At 39.7% G+C, this 20,102-nt stretch carries 10 protein-coding genes; 1 reads left to right on the top strand and 9 read right to left on the bottom strand.

Annotation, left to right across the window (positions count from 1 at the left end; translation table 11 throughout):
• The 7 genes from AC1DQW_RS25975 to glmS all read right to left on the bottom strand — a co-directional run.
• The coding region (locus AC1DQW_RS25975) for a DegT/DnrJ/EryC1/StrS family aminotransferase (RefSeq protein ID WP_477456713.1) at window positions 1–268 on the bottom strand (268 nt) is incomplete at its 3' end.
• The gene (locus tag AC1DQW_RS25970) at window positions 265–1,704 is read right to left on the bottom strand and encodes a lipopolysaccharide biosynthesis protein (protein ID WP_477456712.1); all 1,440 of its coding nucleotides are present in this window, start codon (window positions 1,702–1,704) and stop codon (window positions 265–267) included. The genes AC1DQW_RS25975 and AC1DQW_RS25970, both read right to left, overlap by 4 nt.
• Window positions 1,705–1,711: 7 nt before the next feature.
• Window positions 1,712–3,010 carry a nucleotide sugar dehydrogenase gene (locus tag AC1DQW_RS25965; protein ID WP_477456711.1) on the bottom strand — a complete coding sequence of 433 codons (1,299 nt, stop codon included), beginning with the start codon at window positions 3,008–3,010 and terminating at the stop codon, window positions 1,712–1,714.
• Window positions 3,000–3,536, bottom strand: coding sequence for a UpxY family transcription antiterminator (locus AC1DQW_RS25960; protein WP_477456710.1), 537 nt, complete (start codon window positions 3,534–3,536; stop codon window positions 3,000–3,002). The genes AC1DQW_RS25965 and AC1DQW_RS25960 overlap by 11 nt, the downstream gene beginning before the upstream one ends.
• A gap of 410 nt (window positions 3,537–3,946) precedes the next feature.
• Window positions 3,947–6,265 (bottom strand): GumC family protein, encoded by a 2,319-nt coding sequence (locus AC1DQW_RS25955; protein WP_477456709.1) that lies wholly within the window; start codon window positions 6,263–6,265, stop codon window positions 3,947–3,949.
• A 36-nt stretch (window positions 6,266–6,301) separates the two neighbouring features.
• Window positions 6,302–7,054 carry a polysaccharide biosynthesis/export family protein gene (locus tag AC1DQW_RS25950; RefSeq protein WP_477456708.1) on the bottom strand — a complete coding sequence of 251 codons (753 nt, stop codon included), beginning with the start codon at window positions 7,052–7,054 and terminating at the stop codon, window positions 6,302–6,304.
• Window positions 7,055–7,593: 539 nt separating this feature from the next.
• On the bottom strand, window positions 7,594–9,432 hold the full coding sequence (gene glmS / locus AC1DQW_RS25945) for a glutamine--fructose-6-phosphate transaminase (isomerizing) (protein WP_477456707.1): 1,839 nt from the start codon (window positions 9,430–9,432) through the stop codon (window positions 7,594–7,596).
• 440 nt (window positions 9,433–9,872) lie between these two features.
• On the opposite strand from glmS, the gene AC1DQW_RS25940 reads away from it, so the two are divergent.
• Window positions 9,873–13,265, top strand: a complete 3,393-nt coding sequence (locus AC1DQW_RS25940) for a DEAD/DEAH box helicase (protein ID WP_477456706.1) — start codon at window positions 9,873–9,875, stop codon at window positions 13,263–13,265.
• Window positions 13,266–13,427: 162 nt separating this feature from the next.
• On the opposite strand, the gene AC1DQW_RS25935 is transcribed toward AC1DQW_RS25940, so the two are convergent.
• A complete protein-coding gene (locus tag AC1DQW_RS25935) occupies window positions 13,428–18,746 on the bottom strand; it encodes an Ig-like domain-containing protein (RefSeq protein WP_477456705.1) in 5,319 nt (1,772 codons plus the stop codon).
• Between the two features lie 386 nt (window positions 18,747–19,132).
• Complete coding sequence (locus AC1DQW_RS25930) at window positions 19,133–19,930, bottom strand: glycoside hydrolase family 16 protein (protein WP_477456704.1); 798 nt, start codon at window positions 19,928–19,930, stop codon at window positions 19,133–19,135.
• Window positions 19,931–20,102 lie beyond the last annotated feature (172 nt).

Raw genomic sequence — 20,102 nt, 5'->3', positions numbered from 1 at the left:
ATACAATACTGCTTGTTGTTGCCACAAATGAAAAAGGTGTGGTAATAATTTCTCCGCTTAAATCAAGGGCTCTAATTGCCAATTGTAAGGCCAATGTTCCATTTGAAACAAATAACATGTGATTAACTCCCAGGTATTCTTTTAATTTCAGTTCAAGCGTATTTACTAAAGGGCCGTTATTTGTAAGCCACTGTCTTTCCCAAATACTCTTAACATAGTTATTGAATTCGCTTTCTGCTGGCAGAAATGGTTTGGTTACAGGAATCATTTTTTTAGGATTAATTGGTTAAAATCTTTAATTGCCGAAAGTTTTATCAGAAGGCCGGCGCCATAATAAACCCCAAAATAGATTATGCTTATTATGCCAATGTGCATAATCGCCGGGGTAAAAAGGTTAGTTAAAAGGATATTAAGGAAATAACAACTAAAACCTATGGTGCCGGATATTGCCAGGATAGGTAAAATATCTTCAATTTGCTCTTTTATAGGGTACGAGATTAGTCTGCCACTGTAGGTTGAGTTAATATAATATGCCACGAAATTGAAAAACAATTGAAAATATAATAATCCATAAATTCCGAAGGGAATGAATAATAAAATGCCTGCCGCGCATAGTACTTTTTTAACAACCTCTAATTTTAAAAATAATGAGCCCTTACCCATAACTTTTAAAATGTTTAAATTATATGCATGCAACGGATACATTATGCCGCAAACACATAAAATTTGGAAATAAGGCACTGCAGGCAACCACTTATCCGTAAGCAAAACATGAAACAATGGCCTGGCAACCACACATAGAAAGATCAAAGCGGGCGCATTCCAGAAAATAACTTGCTGCATCAGTTTTTTATATACATTTTTTAGCTGTACGGGATCATGAGCTATCTGCGCAAACATTGGATAAGTAACTTTATTAATGGCTGCCGAAATATTACTTATTGGTAATTGACTAAGAGAATCGGCGCGGGAGTAAAAACCAAGCTGGGCCGCAGAAAAATACTTGCCTATGATAATTAAATAAAGGTTTTGGTATACGGTATCAATTAGCCCCGATACTGTCATTTTATAACCAAAATTGATATGTTTTTTAAAAAGCGCCCTATCAAACAATAAACCCGGTCGCCAGGGTGAATAAATCCAGTGCAAAGCTGTTGATAAAAACGAAGTACATAATCCCATCCATACAAGGCTCCATACACCATAACCCAATTTTGCAAGTACAATACCCAAAAGACCACCTCCAATAGCTGCGGGTATTTGAATATTGGTTTGCAGTTTAAACTTCATATCCTTAATTAGTAAAGTGCTTTGTACACCAAAAAATGCGTTTATAATTAAAATAAGACTATAAACACGTACAACCGCTTTTAATATTGGCTGATTATAAAAATCGGCTATGAGTGGAGCGAATAAAAAAAGTAACGCATATAACAAAGAACTACCGGCGAGATTAAAATAAAAAACAGTTGAAAAATCCCGGTGATCTGCATCAGGCGTACGAATTAACGATGCCGTTAAACCACTATCTAATAACGAGTTACCAATTGCAATAAAAAGCGACAACATGGCTATCAATCCAAATTGTGACGGATCAAGAATGCGGGCAAGGAAGATAGATATACCAAATCCCACTATTTTTGCACTAATCTGCTGCCACAAAGACCATAATATGCCCGAAACAGCTTTTTCTTTATAACTCATATTATTTTTACAGGCGGGCGTTTACAATGTTATCTGGAAAAAATGCTTTCAGATCATAAAGGACGGTATTGGGTTTACACATATCTTTAAGATTAATCTCCTTAAATTCATCATGTGCTACGGCAAGTAAAATACCATCATAAGTTCTTTTTTTAGATTCTCCGTTCTCGCATATTACCCCATAGGCTCGTTTTGCCTGCTCGGCGTTAGCCCATGGATCATGTATATGTACCTTAACCTTATACTCTTCCMGGCGCCGAACGATGTCTATTACGCGTGTGTTTCTAACGTCGGGACAGTTTTCCTTAAAGGTAAAACCAAGTACCAGTACTTCAGCATTAATCAATGATGTACCACGGCATGTAATTTGTTTTATAAATTGATCGGCCACATATGCGCCCATTGCATCATTTATACGGCGGCCTGCCAAAATAATTTCGGGATGATAACCTGCCTCCTGCGCCTTTTGAGCCAGGTAATAAGGGTCAACACCTATACAATGCCCGCCAACAAGTCCTGGCCTGAAATTTAAAAAGTTCCATTTTGTGCCCGCTGCTTCCAATACCTTATGTGTATCAATTCCCAACTTGTTAAATATCATAGCCAGTTCGTTCACAAATGCGATATTGATATCACGTTGCGCGTTTTCAATAACTTTAGCTGCTTCGGCAACTTTTATTGAATCGGCTTTGAAGGTACCGGCAGTTATAACAGAGTTATAAAGTTTATCTACAATATCAGCAATCTTAGGGGTCGATCCAGAAGTTATTTTGCGAATATTGGCTACAGTATGGTATTTATCTCCCGGATTAATTCTTTCGGGAGAATAACCGGCAAAAAAGTCAACATTAAAACGAAGATTAGAAGCTTTTTCCAATACAGGCATACATTCATCTTCGGTAACGCCAGGATAAACGGTTGACTCATAAATTACTATATCGCCCTTTTTTAACACTTTACCAATTAGCAAGCTGGCATTTATTAATGGGGTTAAGTCTGGGCGGTTATTTTTATCAACCGGGGTAGGAACCGTTACTATGTATACTGAGCAGGCTCTTAATTTTTCAATCTCATCAGTGAAATATAAACCTACCGGTGTTGTACAAACCGGCGTTGTTACAGCTTTTAACTGTTCTTCATTAATTTCTAACGTATGATCTATACCTAACCTAAGTTGGTTGATCCTTTTTTCATTGATATCATACCCAAATACCTTATATTTCTTAGCAAATTCAACTGCCAATGGCAGCCCGACATAGCCAAGGCCTATAATTCCGATTTTAGGTTTGTACTGTTCAATTTTCATAGTTTTGGTTTTGGTTTGAGTTTTGAATTGTTAAATTTTGGAGGGGCACACGTGTTACCAATGCGCAGTTAATGGTATCAAAAACCATAAGCACATTTTTGCCTTGTATTTGAATTACCTTACCAAGCTGATTTGTAAGTACGCCACATTTTATCTTTACGGTATCACCTATCGAAACACCATGCAAGTTCACAATTTCTAAATCTTTATAATTTGCAAGGTTTTCTTTTATTTGTTCAATTACGGTGCTTCTAACCACAGCAGGTTTGCCCATATAATATACATAACCCATTACACCTAAAGTGTAAAGAACATTTGCCTGGTCGTACAAATCGACGTTAACAAATATGTAGGAGCTGAATAAAGGCAGGCTTACTTCCTTTTTTCTATCGGCCCACTGATTTACAACTTCTCTGAGGGGGCAATAAGATTCTATTCCCTTTTCCTTCAAAAGCTTGTCGACTTTTTTTTCCCACCGAGGCCTGGTATATATAACAAGCCATTTTTTTGCATGTAAACTTGACACGTGAGTTCTGTTTAAATTTAGTTGAGGTTCCATAAAACAAAGTGTATTAACTGGCTATTTTATATGAGTATTCATGGCTTCGCCATCTCACTTACATGATGTGGTTGGGGTATTTTATTTTTTGAAAAGGGGTTCCGAAAATAGTACCCGGTGAAAAATTAAATCTTTATAACTCAACAGAACGTGTAACCTAATCTTGGGTAGTTACAGCTTCGCCACTCCACTTACATGGCGTTTTGTGTTTAAAAAATTTAACTTATTCTATAACAAACAGTATTCTTTTAATAGTTTACAGCTTCGCCATTCCACTTACATGGCACTTTGTTGAAAATACAAACTATCAAATACGCTAACACTAAATCCTATTCTTACCACTATACAGGTAAACCTGTATGATTAAAGCTATTCTACTAAGCACCATAAACAGGTGCATATCCATAACCACCATATGCATACGCCGGGCGGTTTTCTTTCTTTGCATCGTTAAATACAACCATCAGGTTTTTAAGCTTATCGTTGTCGTAAATATCCCTTAGCACATCTAATTGCRCTGTACTTGTATAATTGTAACGTACAAGGTAAATGCTCAAATCTGCATAATTAGCCAGGCTAAAGGCGTCGGCAACAGCACCAACCGGTGAGGTATCAATTATAATATAATCAAACTGAGTATTACACCAATTAAAAAGCTGATTAACGCGTTCGTCTGATAACAGTTCAGATGGGTTTTCTGGTATTCTTCCACAGCCCAATACAAATAAATTTCCTGTTTCGCCATATGGCTGAATGCAATCATATAATGAATCAATATCGCCGTCAAGAAAATCGGTGATGCCCATTTTTTGTTCCAGACCGATAGATTTGAGCAAATCAGGTTTACGCAAATCAAACTCCATGATCAGCACTCTTTTATTTAATAAAGACAGGGTTAATGCCAGGTTGATGCTAAAAAAGGTTTTGCCCTCTCCTTTCATACATGAGGTAATCAGCATGGTTTTATGCGGAAGCCCCTGGTTCAATATCCCGATATTACTGCGGATATACCTAAACAATTCTGAAAGAACAGTTGTACTTCCTCTACGTATAGCTACCTGGCTGTGTTGTCCATCGTTATGACAAAGCTCTCCCAATACCCTTACCCCTTTAATACCTAATAAGCTTGATGTATGTTTAATTTTAAAATTCAGTTTTTGACTTACAAAAATTAATAACCCGGGGATGAACAGGCCCAGAATACTACCCAGCAAGTACATTAATTGCTGTTTAGGGTATTCGGGTTTAGGGTCATATGCCGGTTTATCAATTACTTGTGATGAGGGAATTGTGGCAGATAAGGATAAGGCTGTCTCCTCTCTTTTTTGTAATAAATATTGATATAAGTTAGTTTTTACGCTTTGTTCTCTGCTCCGCTGTAAAAGCCCTCTTTCAATTGATGGCACCAAACGAATCCTGGAATCATACTCTGCCGAGTTTTCCGTGAGGAGTTTATGCCCAATTGCAAACCCCTTTTTAATGTTGTTTAAATTTTCTTTAATGTTTGCACGCAGGCTCGCTATCTGGTTGCTTAAATTTTCAATGAGTGGGTTGCTCAGGTTTGCACTATTCAGCATCCTGTTTCTTTCAAGTTGAAGGTCATTAAAACGGGTTACCAGCGTATTCAATACCGGATCTTTTAACCCCATTGTACTTGGCACTGCATCATATTGGTTGCCAGGCTCGTTTAAATAGGCTTCAATGGACTTTACAATACCTAACTGCTCATTTGATTCTTCGAGCAATTGATTATACTCGGCAGATTTTGTCAAATTAACTTGTGTACCCGCGCCAATCTCAGAAGCACCATTTTGCTGCTTATAAGCCTCGATATCGCCTTCTGTAGATGACAGATCCTTTTCCATTGTTTTAAGCCGCTTATCAATAAACAAGATGGTATTAACTGCCATGAGATTTTTCTTTCGCACATTGTCGGCATTATAAGTATTAATCATATTGGTTAAAATATCGATACCCCGTTGTGGCACCGCATCAACAATACTTAACACTAAGGTATTTGACTCCTTAATAACTGGGTTTACCTGTAATAAGCCAGCGCTGTAGGCTGCCGCCAGTTTGGTTATATTTTTAAACAGTATAGATACATTTTGATTGCCGGAAGCAAAAGCCGGGCCTTTATCCACTTTAAATACATAATCGGCATGCTGTATCATTTGGCCGTATTTATATATCCAGCTCTTTTTAGCTTCCTTTAACAGGAAAGTATTTTGCGAATAAGTTTGAAGCTGAAGTTCTTTAAGATATGCGGTTTTACCCAGTTTTTTTACTGTAACAACAAATGGCAGGTCCTGTCCRTACAACTCATTTGTTTTATATCCGCTCTCGTCAAAATATGAAACTTCGAGGTTTAGTTTTTTAAATACATCATATATCAGATCCTTTGAACGTAAAACTTCCATTTCATTATCAACAGTTTTAGTTTCCTGGAACATGTTTAGGTCGCTAAAGGCAGTGGCTTTAAGAAGCCCACCGTCTCCTTTTTTATCGTCTGGGATCTGAAGTGTACTGGTGATCTTATACAAAGGAGTAACATAGTTTAAATAAAACCACACCGCCACCAAAGTGATAAGCAAACCTATTACAAACCAATACCAGCGTTTTAAATATGGCATTGCAGTATCCATAAAGTTATTATTGCCAGGTAAGGGTTGTTTTAAAATAAAGTTCGTATCCATGTTAGCTATTTTTAACATTATGCAACAGTTATATATTTATCTTTTTAAAAGTACCGCGGCCAAAACTGCAAGTGCAGAAATAGAGGCTATAACAACGGGCATTAACCGTGTATTCTGACTATATTCTACTGCTTTTGCCTTATCTGGCTCTACATAAACTATATCGTTTTGCCTTAGGTTGAAATACGGCGAATTCATTGATTCAAGTTTATTAAGATTTAACCTTGTCATGGTTTTATTGCCGTCCTCGTTACGGATGACCAATACATTATCTCTTTTACCGTAAACGGTCATATCTCCGGCAAGTCCTAAAGCTTCCAATAAATTTACTTTCTCGTCTGCGATGACAAACGTCGACGGTCTGTTAACTTCCCCTATCACTGTAATTTTGAAATTAATAAGCCGAACATCAACAACAGGGCTTTTAACATGTTTAGTCAATTCCGAAGCAATTGTGGCTTGCGCTTCTTCAACGGTCATGTCCTCAACTTTAACCTCACCCAGCAGGGGTAATTGAATTGTTCCGTCCTTGCTTACTTTATATCCTTCTTGTTTGCCAGATTGAGCATCAACTATGTAAAAAAGTTTATTTGACTCGGGGTTTAAACTGTTAACAGATACACTTACAATATCTTTTTTATGTATGCGAACCTCTTGGGCAGTTTGTGGATTATTAACAACGGTGGCATTTGCCAGGTTGCTAAAATATACCAGATCGCGCTTGGCTGCGCAGCTTGTGATTAACATTAATGATATAACACAACCACTTAAAATTACGCTCTTCCTCATTGGTTTAAAATAACAGATTGTATTTTTTGACTGTTTCATATATCAAATTTATCTATTTGAACTTCAACAGGATAGCGTTTTCCACGATTGAATTTAAATTGTAAAGGGACTGTATTCACTTCACATAAAGTGTAAAGTTGCCTATRTCATGATTTACAAACCCTGTAAAAAAGCATGTAAAACATGTTCATAACTGTTAAAAAGACGTTAATGAAAACCCRAAATCTGCATCTCAATCATCTTCTTTTTTTTGCAAAAATTACGCGGATAATTTGGATAAATGAGATCTGGTAGTGAGGATAAGATCAATACATGCCTTAATAAAACAGGCAGAATTTTGCGCATATCCAGGTAGTGAACACTGAAAGGCGGAGGAAATGTTTACAAGCCAAAAAACATCAATATACAAAAGAAGAAAACACCTTATGGCCAGGATTAAGAAATATTAAAACATAAAAAAAGCAGGCTTACACCTGCTTCATTTAATTGAATATAATAGAGATAATTGGTTTTTTATGATTTATAATTACCAGGGTATTTTATTCAACGGTTACTGATTTTGCAAGATTACGCGGCTGGTCAACATTACATCCCCGCATTACAGCTATATGGTAAGCAAGCAGCTGTAATGGAATAGTTGCTAAAAGCGGCAAAAAGGCCTCGTCAGCATCGGGTATCTCTATGCAGTGATCTGCCATTTCTCTTACTTTAGTATCTCCCTGTGTAACTATTGCTATCACTATTCCTTTCCGGGCCTTAACCTCCTGTATATTGCTTATAACCTTGTCATATGACGAGTTTTTAGTAGCTATAAATACAACCGGCATTTCTGCATCAATTAAAGCAATCGGCCCATGTTTCATTTCTGCTGCGGGATACCCTTCTGCATGAATGTATGAAATTTCCTTTAATTTTAACGCACCCTCCAGGGCTACCGGGAAACCGCTGCCGCGACCCAGGAAAAGACAGTTAGTCGCATCTTTAATTTTGGATGCAATACTTTTTATCAAATCATTATCCGATAAAAGCGATTGTACCTTATCCGGGATGGTTTCAAGTTCGGTTAATAAACGCGTTAGTTTTGATGATGTGATAGTGCCTTTTTGCTGCGCGATATATAAGGCCAATAATGTTAAAACAGTAACTTGCGCGGTAAACGCCTTTGTTGAAGCTACGCCAATCTCCGGCCCCGCATGGGTGTAAACGCCCGCATGGGTAATTCTTGGAATTGAAGCCCCAACAACATTACAGATACCTAAAATTGTTGCGCCCCTTTCCTTAGCAATTTCAATCGCAGCCATCGTATCTGCTGTTTCGCCAGATTGGGATATGGCAATTACTATGTCCTTTTCATTGATAATGGGGTTACGATACCTAAACTCTGAAGCATATTCAACCTCTACAGAAACACGCCCGTATTCCTCAATTAAATATTCGCCCGCTAAACCGGCATGCCAGGATGTACCGCAGGCTATAATTATTATCCGTTCGGCATTTTTTAGTTTATCGGCATATTCTTTAACCCCACCTAACGCAACTTTACCCATTTTCGGAATAATGCGCCCGCGCATACAATCTTTTATTGAACGTGGCTGTTCAAATATTTCCTTTAGCATAAAATGCTCAAAACCACCTTTTTCAAGCGATTCAAGTTTCATCTCCAGTTCTTGTATAAGCGGCGTTTGAATCACATTGTCCAACCGTTTAACTAAAAGCCCTTCACGTTTAACCAGCGCTATTTCATTGTCTTTTAAGTAGATAACATTCTTCGTGTATTCTACAATAGGTGTTGCGTCCGAGGCTATAAAGTATTCACCCTCACCAACGCCAATAACCAGCGGGCTTCCTTTTCGGGCAGCTATCAATTGGCCCGGATTTTCCCTGTCTAATATAACTATGGCATATGCGCCAATAACAGTATTTAAAGCCAGGCGAACGGCTTCCAACAAATCTGTTTGTTCAATATTTTGTATTTCTTCTACTAAATGTATTAAAACCTCCGTATCTGTTTCACTCCTGAATTTATGCCCCCGGTTTATCAACTCTTCTTTCAGTGTTGAATAGTTTTCAATGATGCCATTATGAATAATGTGTAACCGGTTGTCATTTGATGCATGAGGATGCGAATTAAGATCAGATGGTACACCATGCGTAGCCCACCGGGTATGGCCTATAGCAATTAATCCGCTTGTATCCTGGGTCTCCGCAAAGTTTTCAAGGTATGATACTTTGCCAACCTTTTTATAAACGTTAAAACCCTCCTGGTTGATAATCGCAATTCCAGCGCTATCATAACCACGGTATTCTAATCTTTTAAGGCCTTTTATTACAATTGGCCACGCGTCACGAAATCCGATATAACCTACAATTCCACACATAACTTTGGTATTTTGATGGTAAATAATCAATAAATATTTATTGCTAAACAAATTTATTTAATTGATTTCCAATACCCTATGGTATACAACGATTGAAGCCCAAATTGTAAACAGCACCGGTTTTTTACACAAAAAGATGTAAAATAGCTCAATCATCATTTACATATTTGCATAATAATTAACCAAAAGGTTTTTTAAACGAAATATTAAGCAGCTAAAAATGATGTACCGGCATGTGATTTCTGCTTTTTTTGAATTATAATACAGGACGATTGGCTAAACATGATGCCTTTTGTTCTTCGGCAAGCCCTGGCTGTCCCTTTTTTCATCACTCTCAAAACACCAAAAACAATGCTGTAACTGGCAATAAATCTCATTCTGTTTCGTAAGTGTCCCCATTTCTTAGGATATTTACCACATACAGCAGCAAGGGAAACTTAGTGAATACAGCAACGGATATACAGCAAGATGAATTTGAGGGACATACCTACATTATAGATGATATATCTTTTGCAGCTATTACCGAAACTATAATACTCCAAAGATCTGAAGCCGGATTTGATAACCATCCCACTGGTTACAAACATATCATTCCACAATTAATTGAAATAAACCAGGGCACATTTGGCCATGAGTATAATGCAGCTAACTTTCCTGCAGTAACCTTAATTCAGCAAAATAACCAGTTGTTACTTACCTGCGGCTGCAACTTCCCTTATCATAAACTTTGTGAGCATCAGGCTTTGGTGCTCACCACCATTATTAAAAAAAGCGAACTGCGTATTTTTTACGATGCACATTTAAGAGATGATAAACTCAGAAAAGCAGCACACGATTACGGCCTTGAAAATGAAACCGATCTTGATGCATTCTTTACGGTTAGTTATGAGGACAAAAAAGCCGAAATCCGCCCCAAATTAGCTTCGCTTATCCCTGTTACCAAAGAAAGTTTAGCGTCATACAGTCAAATGGTGCTGGCGCCCGAAATTACCGCTCATCAGCAATCAGCAGATGATACCGGCCACACTGTTTGTGTTGTTTTAAAACAGCATAAGTATTACAAGTACCTTTTTATTGAGCTTTATCACGCCCAAACTACTAAAGATGGCAAAATAAAGAATCCATTAAAACCGGTAAACCCTTTAGATCACATCTGGGAAACCGAGGACCATGAGCAGTTAAAGTTTTTTACGGGAGTTAATAAGTTTCAAAATCACGTCAACAATAAAAGGTCGGCAGCAGATATTTTAGCTTTGCGGGCCATTGTTAAAAATCCATTGAAGTATGATTTTTATTATCATAACAGCGAGATATCTGATAATATTACAGCAGCTTCGGTAGCCCCGGTAAAAGTGGGTTTACTTCCACATGATATTAATCTTAACATCAATCCCCGGGGGCCATTTTATGAATTCTCGGGGCAGCTTAAAATTAATGACGTTTTACATCAGCTAAAAGACCTCAGTATTAAGTTTACCTATTTTATTTTGGTTAACGATACACTTTACCTTGCCGATAATATGCAACTATTAGGCATTATCGACCTGATGCGAAAACGCCCCGAAAGCCTGCTTATCCATCATTCTAAATATAAAGAGTTTAAAACACACCTGTTAACCAAACTCGAAGACAGGATAAACATTGCTTACCAGCATATTAAACCGGCTACTACTGTTCAGTTAAAACAGCAAGGATTTACCAGCGAAACCGAAAAGATTATTTACCTGTCGGATTTTGGCAGCCATGTAATGATCATCCCCGTAATGCGCTATGGCGAGGCCGAAATACCGGTACGTACAAAACGGACGATTCACGGGGTTGACCATAAAGGCAACGAATTTATTGTAAAGCGGAACGATGAAGCCGAAATTGAGCTGACCGCCCTGCTTATTAAACAACACCCCTACTTTGCCGAACAAGTGGATAATGACCTGCATTATTTTTACCTGCATAAAAGACATTTTTTGCAGGAATATTGGTTTTTAAATGTATTTGAAGATTGGAAAAAGCATGGTATTACAGTTTTAGGTTTTAACGAACTGGAAGGAAATAAACTTAACCCAAACAAAGTAAATATTACCATAAGGGTACTAAGCGGCATCAACTGGTTCAATACCGAAATAGGCATTAGGTTCGGCAATAAAAAAACCACTTTAAAGCGGGTTCACAAAGCAGTACGTAACAAAAGCAAATACGTACAGCTGGATGATGGTACTTTGGGCATATTACCATTGGAATGGATAGAAAAGTTTACTAAATATTTTAATGCCGGCGAAATAACGGATGAAGATATACTAAGTATCCATAAGATCAATTACACGGCCATTGCCGAACTATTTGACGAGCAGCTAATGGACGAGGAAGTTAAGACCGAACTAAGAACATATCGCGAAAAACTATCTGATTTTGATGCGATAACCGATATTGAAGTTCCGCCGGAGTTACATGCTACCCTTCGCCCCTATCAAAAACAGGGATTAAACTGGCTTAACTTTTTAGATGATTTTAACTTTGGCGGATGCCTGGCTGATGATATGGGCCTGGGTAAAACCATGCAAATCATCGCTTTTGTACTATCGCAGCGAAAAAAAGCAAATCACAATACTAACCTGCTGGTAGTACCTACGTCGCTTATTTTTAACTGGCAGGCCGAGGTGCAAAAGTTTGCGCCATCCATCAGGATCCATACCATTTATGGGGCCGACAGGATAAAAAGTATCAGCGACTTTAACCAGTATGAAATTATCCTTACATCATATGGCACCCTGCTTGCCGATATCAGCTTTTTAAAAAACTACCAGTTCAATTATATTTTCCTTGACGAATCGCAGCAAATCAAAAATCCGGATTCGCAACGTTATAAAGCCGCACGTTTGCTGAAATCGCGTAACAGAATTACCATCACGGGTACACCAATCGAAAACAATACTTTTGATATTTATGGGCAGCTTTCTTTTGCGTGCCCCGGCCTATTGGGAACCAAACAGTATTTTAAAGATATTTATGCCGTGCCTATTGATAAATTTAAAAACTACAAACGGGCTACAGAACTTCAAAACAAAATAAAACCCTTTGTTTTAAGACGCACCAAGCAGCAGGTAGCCGCCGAACTGCCCGAAAAAACCGAAATGGTATTGTATTGCGAAATGAAGGAGCAACAGCGCAAAATTTATGATGCCTATGAAAAGGAGTTCCGGGAGTTTATATCGGCCACAACAAGCGATGAATTAAGGAAAACGCCGATGAACGTGCTCAAGGGGCTAACAAAATTACGGCAGGTATGCGATTCGCCATTGTTAATTACCGGTGAAAAGCCACCCGGAAATGAATCGGCAAAAATAGATATGCTGATGGAGCAGATTGAAAGCAAAATACCCCGGCATAAAATACTGGTGTTCTCGCAATTTGTTTCGATGCTTGAGTTGATCAAAAAAGAATTAATAGCCCGCCAAATTGGCTTCAGCTGGCTTACAGGCAGCACCCGTAACCGCGAAGCTGTAGTAAACGAATTTCAAAATAACCCGGCAATAAGCGTATTCCTTATCAGCATGAAAGCGGGCGGCACCGGTTTAAATTTAACCGAAGCAGATTATGTTTACATAGTTGACCCATGGTGGAACCCCGCCGTTGAGAACCAGGCCATAGACCGTTCGCACCGCATAGGGCAAAATAAAAATGTGGTTGCTGTAAGGATGATCTGCCCGGATACCGTTGAAGAAAAAATTATGCAGATGCAGGAATTCAAAAGAAGTTTAGCAGATAACCTGGTAAACACCGGTTCGGCATTCCTTCAATCGCTATCAAAAACAGATCTCCTGAGTATATTGGGTTAGCATTAAGCAAAAGGTATTATTAAGCGCCGGTATTAAGTACCTATCTTACTTATCACCAATGATTATATTAAATCTATTAAATCATGTCACATAAATCAAATTATGTGATTAATAAGCAAAGCATTAGATTAATGCATTCTGCTTTTAGCTTTTATGTAATAGCTATCTCAAAATAGTTACATAACCTGTAAATCTTTGGTTGCTTACCTTGGTATCAACAATAAAATAATATACTCCGGCTGGTACCGGCTGCCCGTTAGAATTGCCATCCCACGGAACCCCATAGCCTTTTGAATGAAATATTTGGGTGCCGTACCTGTTGTATACATCAACCGTTGAATTCTCAAAAGCCACCAGGCCGGTTATTTCCCAGGTATCGTTCTTTCCATCTCCGTTAGGAGAAAAAGCGTTGTTTACAAATAAACGCGGCGATACTACTATATGCGTAGTATCCGACGCGGTACATCCTAAACTATCGGTTACTACAAGGGTGTAGGTACGGTCTACGTCTCCCGTTATAACCGGATCTTTAACATGCACATCGCTTATGCCAATATTTGGCGTCCATAGATAAGTAACAGTTTCATCACTTACCGTTGGATGTAAAGTGATAAGCTTATCCTTCAAAACATATCTTCTATGTTCTGTAGTAAGTACCGGCGGGGCAAAGAATGTTATTTTAACGGAATCAAATGGAGTATAACACAGGCCGGCATTATTTACATTGAACTTTAAAACTACAGAGCCACTTTTTTTATCATTATCACCTGGTAAATAAACGGCATTGGGTTGGTTTACAGATTCAAATGTGCCATCGCCCGCAGTTGTCCAGAAACCGGTACCTCCCGGTACAAGCACTTTACCCGTCAATGGTATGCGGGTATCCTGCGAACAAACATTCATGTTTTGAGGTCCTGCATCGGCCCCGGGCTCTTGCCCGTACTTTATAACTATTGATGAAGTACTTATAGTACAATCATCTGTACTTGTAGATGATAAAGTAATGGTAACAGATCCTTCGACTTTTTCGTCATCCGTTGGAATGTATTGCACGCTACCAACTGTGTTAGGCGATGGCAAAAATTTACCTAAAGGGTTGCTTGATGACCAAACTCCTGTTGTAGTTCCCCCTGAAACCGATCCCGTAAGTGCTATAGATTGTACAGTGGTACAAGCAATATCCGGTCCATTTGCCTTTGCTACCGGTGGCTGATTTACCTGTACAGTAACAGGGCTGGCATCACTTGTACAGCCGGCTATCGTAACAAATAAATTATAAACGCCTGCTGCTGCCTCTGTCGCAGGAATTTCAGGTTTTTGTGATGTTGATGAAAATCCGTTTGGGCCTGTCCACATGTATATAGCCCCGGCTATTGAAGGTGTATTTAACTGTATGGTATTCCCCACACAAACAGGCGAATTGCTGTTGGCCACGGGTAGGTTCGGCTTGGGATTAACAGTTACTATATGTGTAAAAGGTAAGCCCGCGCAACCGTAAGCTGCCGGCGTTATGATGTAAGTAACCTTAACAGCTCCATTTGTAGTATTAATCAATGTCTCATCTATCAAAGCTCCTGTTTTTGTAACCGCAGGATTGCTGATACCTGCTACGGCATTACGCTGCCAGGTAAAAGTAGCTGTGCCTATATTGGATGTTATGGTGTAATCCTGCGGCGTTTTACTGCAGGCTGATGATAAAGTATCACTGGTTATATTAATTTGTGGGTTTACAGTAACCAATCTGTTAAATGGTATTCCATCGCAATCATTTGTTTTATAATTAATGGTGTAAACAACCTCAACGGGCGCGCTAGATGTATTAAATAAAACCTCCCGTATAGTATCAGCAGCCTGACCGGATACAGCAGCGTTACTTACACCGGATACTGCTGCCCTGCCCCAGGTAAATGTTGTTGCAGGAGTATTAAATTTTATCCCATAATTGGTTGAAGTACCATAACAGATTGTATCTGTTTTAGAACTGGTAACAACAGGTGTTGGATAAACCGTAACTACATAATTAATAGACGTGCCGGAGCAAGTGCCATTCATTGGTGTAATTACATAGGTTACATCTATAGCCCGGGGTGTTGTATTTATTAATGTATCGGTAATAACCGCCGAAGTTTGCCCGGATTTTGACGAATTACTAATGCCAGGTACAGCTGCACGTTTCCATAAAAAAGTAGCTGCAGCATTATTTGCAGTAATGGTGTAATTTAATGGATTGCCGCTGCAAACCAAATCAGTTGAAGAACTGGTGATATAAGGGATTTGGTTAACCTGTACAAACACCTTTTTCATAGCGCTTGCACACTGCCCTATCACACCCCGCACATTAAAAAAAGCACTGGTGGTTAATGATGATGTTATTAAAGTGCTGCCTGCCCTTATCTGCTGGCCGCTTTCATTAAACCATTGATAGGTGCCGGTTGAACCACTGGCTACCAATGTGGCTTTATTACCACTGCATATAGTAACGGTATCTGCAGCTACAGTAGGTGCTGCTGGCGTATCATAAATGGTTACAGTTGCAGGAGTTCGCGAACTGGTTAATCCATTTAATGTTGTTGCAACATAATAGGTTGTGGTTGCCGTAAGCGTGGGCGTAGTAAAACTCGGGCCCGAATGAAGCGGGGTCCCGCCGTTAGCATCTTTATACCAATTATAATTACCGCCCGGAGCAGTAGCCGTTAAAGTGGTGCTGCTTCCGGTACAAGTTTGAATCGGCCTAACGGTTGGCGCCGGAGGTGCGGTTTTAAATGTGATAGTTACCGAGGCGGATTTCGGCGTACAAGGGCCTGCCGGATCACTTGATAAAAACGTAAGCTTAGCAATGTTTTCGCCCGTACCCGGCGTATATACAGCGTGCGGATCATTCACATTTGAGAATTTGTTTGTACCGCCAGACCATGTTCCCGTGGCACCGCTTACACTACCCGCCAAAGTAACAGGGGTATTTACGGCGGCAACCTGGTTAGCTCCGGCGCTTATTTCAACTTGTTTAGCAATAGTTATTGGCGCTGACGACGATATTCCTTCGAAATTACCACTCGCCGGGATAGTATTTTTAACGGTATAAGTTCCGGGGATACTATTTGCAATGTCTATTTCGCCTGTATTTACATCTATAAACACCAGGCCCGATGGAGCACTAAAAACGCCGGCACTTGCGCCTGGTCCAAATTTTGGTAACGGGTTTGATCCATCGTTGCAAACAGGCGTATCATATACAAAACTGGGTAATGGGGAATCTATAATTGTAATAGTACTTGTATAAGTACCGGAGCAGGTGCCACTGCCGGTAAATATAACGTTATACTTACCCTGCGCACTGGCACTAACATCAATTTGGCCAGTACTGTTGTCTATAAATACAATACCTGCTGGTTGAGCCGTAAAAGTACCGCCTCCCGAAGGATTAAAGATGGTTGGTGTAGGGTCGGCGCTTGTGGTTGCTACAGTACCCGACGGATACCGAAAGGTTGTACTTGTTGTTTTAACCTTTACGTTGACAGGCACACGTGAACTGCTACATGTACCCGATACATTTTCAACATAATATGTTTTATCGTTATTTAAAGCTGGTGTGACAAAAGTATTTCCTGTATGAATTGGCGAGCCGCCTGTTGCTACATCATACCAGTTAATGGTTTGTCCGGCCGGTACATTTGCAGAAAGGGTTGCCTTATCACCGGAGCAAATCGTAGGATCGGGCCCTGTAGTTGGTTCTTGTGGCAAAGCATTAACAGTAACCCTTGCTTCGGTACGCGGGCTTGTACAGCCATTTACAGTTACTTGTACATAGTAACTGGTGTTAGCCGTTATGGGAGGTGTTACAAATACCCTACCGGCATTTACAAGATTTCCGCCTGCATCATACCAGGTATAATCGCCGTTTGCACCTGTTGCTGTCAGCGTTGTTGAATTACCGGCGCAAACAGTCGAGTCCTGAGTGGTGGGTGCGGCTATTTGTGGCAAAACAGCAACCTCCACTGGTGTTCTGCTACTGGTACACCCTTCTATTGTGGTTTGCACATAATAAGTGGTTGTAGCTGTTAATACAGGGGTAGTAAATTTGCCATTCTCGGTTGTTGGCAACGCATCGGTATCTGTAGCGGTTTTAAACCATTGGTAAGTACCCCCGGGAGCGGTAGCAGTAAGCGTAACAGAAGTGCCATAACAACTGATTGACGGGGTTAATACGGTTGGAACCGAAACCGGCGAAGTTACCACAACGTTCACAGGACTAAGCCCGCTGTTACAACCAGCGCTAACTGCCATTATGTAATAGGTAGCATCGTGGGTCAACGGCGGCGTATCATAAGTACTTCCTTCTTTTAACAGGTGCCTGCCATTTGCATCGGCATACCATAGATAGGTTCCGGGAGTTGAGCTGGCGGTAAGATGCGCACTGCTATTATAGCAGGCGTTTACCGTTTGTTGTGCTGGCGTAGGGGGATTGGGGTTTACTTTTACAGTAACCGGAATACGGCTACTTACACAACCATCTAAAGTAACCTGCACATAAAATGTAGTATTGGCTGTAAGCGATTGAGTTGTATAATCAGGACTCGATATCAAAGGCGTACCGCCCGAAGGGGTATTGTACCAATCAATAATCCCCGCCGGTGCACTTGCATGTAAAGTAATTACAGATCCTGAGCATACTGTAAGGCTGCTGTTAGTAACTACCGGAGCGTCTGGTGCAGCGGCTAATTTAGCAACTATAGGTGTACGTGCGCTGGTACAGCCATTTACAGTTGATTCAACATAATAAGTGACCGTTTGTTGTAATGAAGAAATAAAAAGATCGGGCCCCCTGTTTATCACATTCGTTGCTGTGGGTGAAGTGTACCATTTATAGTTGTCGCCACCACTTACTGTTAATGTAACCGGGCTGCCATAACATGCCTGCAAAGAATGTGCTACCGGCCTGCTTGTAACATTTAACCCAACAGCGGTTCTCAAACTTGTACACCCCCCGGCGGTTGCTTCTACAAAAAATATAGTAGCACCCATAATTGGGTCTGTATCATAACTTGCGCCTGTATGAATTGAAGTACCTCCGGTTTGTTGGGTATACCATTGATATGATGAACCTGCCGGTGAAGTCACAACGAGGTGGGCACGGGTGCCCTGGCAAACCGTACCTCCTCCGGTAACTGTAGGCTTGTCGGGGGTTGGTTTTATAGCAATAGTGATGTCACTGTTAGCGCTGCACCCCGAAGCTTTATCAATAACCATAACGGTATATCGGGCTGCTTTATTAACGTATATCGGGTTAGTAGTTTCGCCCGTGCTCCAGGCATAACTGTATGAACCCGATCCGCCTGCAGGAGTAGCAGTTAAGGCAACAGTGTTACCCGAACAAATTCCAGGTTCTGAAGATGAAATGCTTACACTTAATGAACATGATTGGCCATAACCATGCAGAGATATAATAAATAAAAAAACAAACAGAAGTAAACGAATTTTCATCTAACCTTAGTACCTTTTAGTTTTAAGTGTTTTTGATAACAGGTAAGTTGAAACAACCCTTTCAAAAGAATAAGTTAATTACAACCTACGATATAAGGCCTTAAAATTCTTATAAGAAAGTCAAATATCCCTCTATATACACAAAACAATTAAAATGGTTTGTTTGTAAACTAACATTATTAACTTAAATTGTTCTTTTTTTTTATTTGGATGCTGATGAATATCAAGCGGTATAAAAAGAGGCGTCTAATAATTTTGCTAACATCCTCTTTTCTTTAACATTAGGACCACTGATGGGTTACATTTCATTTAAATAACTTTCAGAATGTCCGTTTTGCATTTCTATTCAACATCTTAAATATACAACACTTTTTTAAAACGAACAATCATTTTTTTTGAGTAACCCTTACCCAATCCACCAACATTTTTACCTGTTTTTTTTTAATAAGCGCTACAGTAGCAGCAGGCATTCCGTTATAAGGGGTTGCTACCCCGTTAATTTTTACTGGGTAAGCACCACCTAAGGCATAATTTAAAATAAGGTATTTTTTGTTATTATAAACCCATTTGCCATAGTGCTCGGCCATATGCCTGTTTACCCTGAACATTAGCTTACCATCATATTTAAAATCAAGATTATCGGGTGTCCAGTCAACAGCATAAACGTGCCAGTGAGTAACATCATTGCCTTTATCAAAATATTGCCGGTTCACAAAGGGGGTTTCGCCGCTGTAACCAGGGCCGTGTACTGCCGCACTTGCCCAATCTTTTTCACCCACATATTCCATCACATCTATTTCCCCGGTTTCGGGCCACATACCATTGCCCAATATCCACCAGGCAGGCCAAAGGCCTGCTCCTGCAGTCAATTTAATTCTTGCTTCGGCGGTGCCATACATAAAATCAAATTTATTCCGGGTATTTATTCTGCCCGAGATAAAATCAAAATCCTGTCCATCCTTTGTTTTAAAACCCGGCAGCGATTGCGGGCGCAATACCAGGGCTCCGTTTTTAGCGCCTTCTGCAGCTACCCCGCTAACTATAAATATGGTAGAAGTGGTATCCACGTATGCCTGTAGTTCATTGTTAACATGCATGCCCGTTACCTCAACGTTCCATTTATTACGATCAAGTTTATTGCCTGTAAAATCATCAAAAAAAATAACCTTGTTTCCGCTTTTCATCGTTGCTGACTTTTTTTGAGCCAAACACACAGGGGATAAGGCAAAAGTACCGCAAAGTGAAAGGATAAAACTGTACCGGTACTTTCTATAATTCATAAATTGTGGCGGTTAAAAGGTTTCGTTTTTTAGCTTTTTATCAAATTAAAAATCACCATCATGTACTGCTTATTAT

The organism is Mucilaginibacter sp. P5_A4, from assembly GCF_056400605.1.
This window is presented reverse-complemented; position numbering and strand designations above follow the sequence as displayed.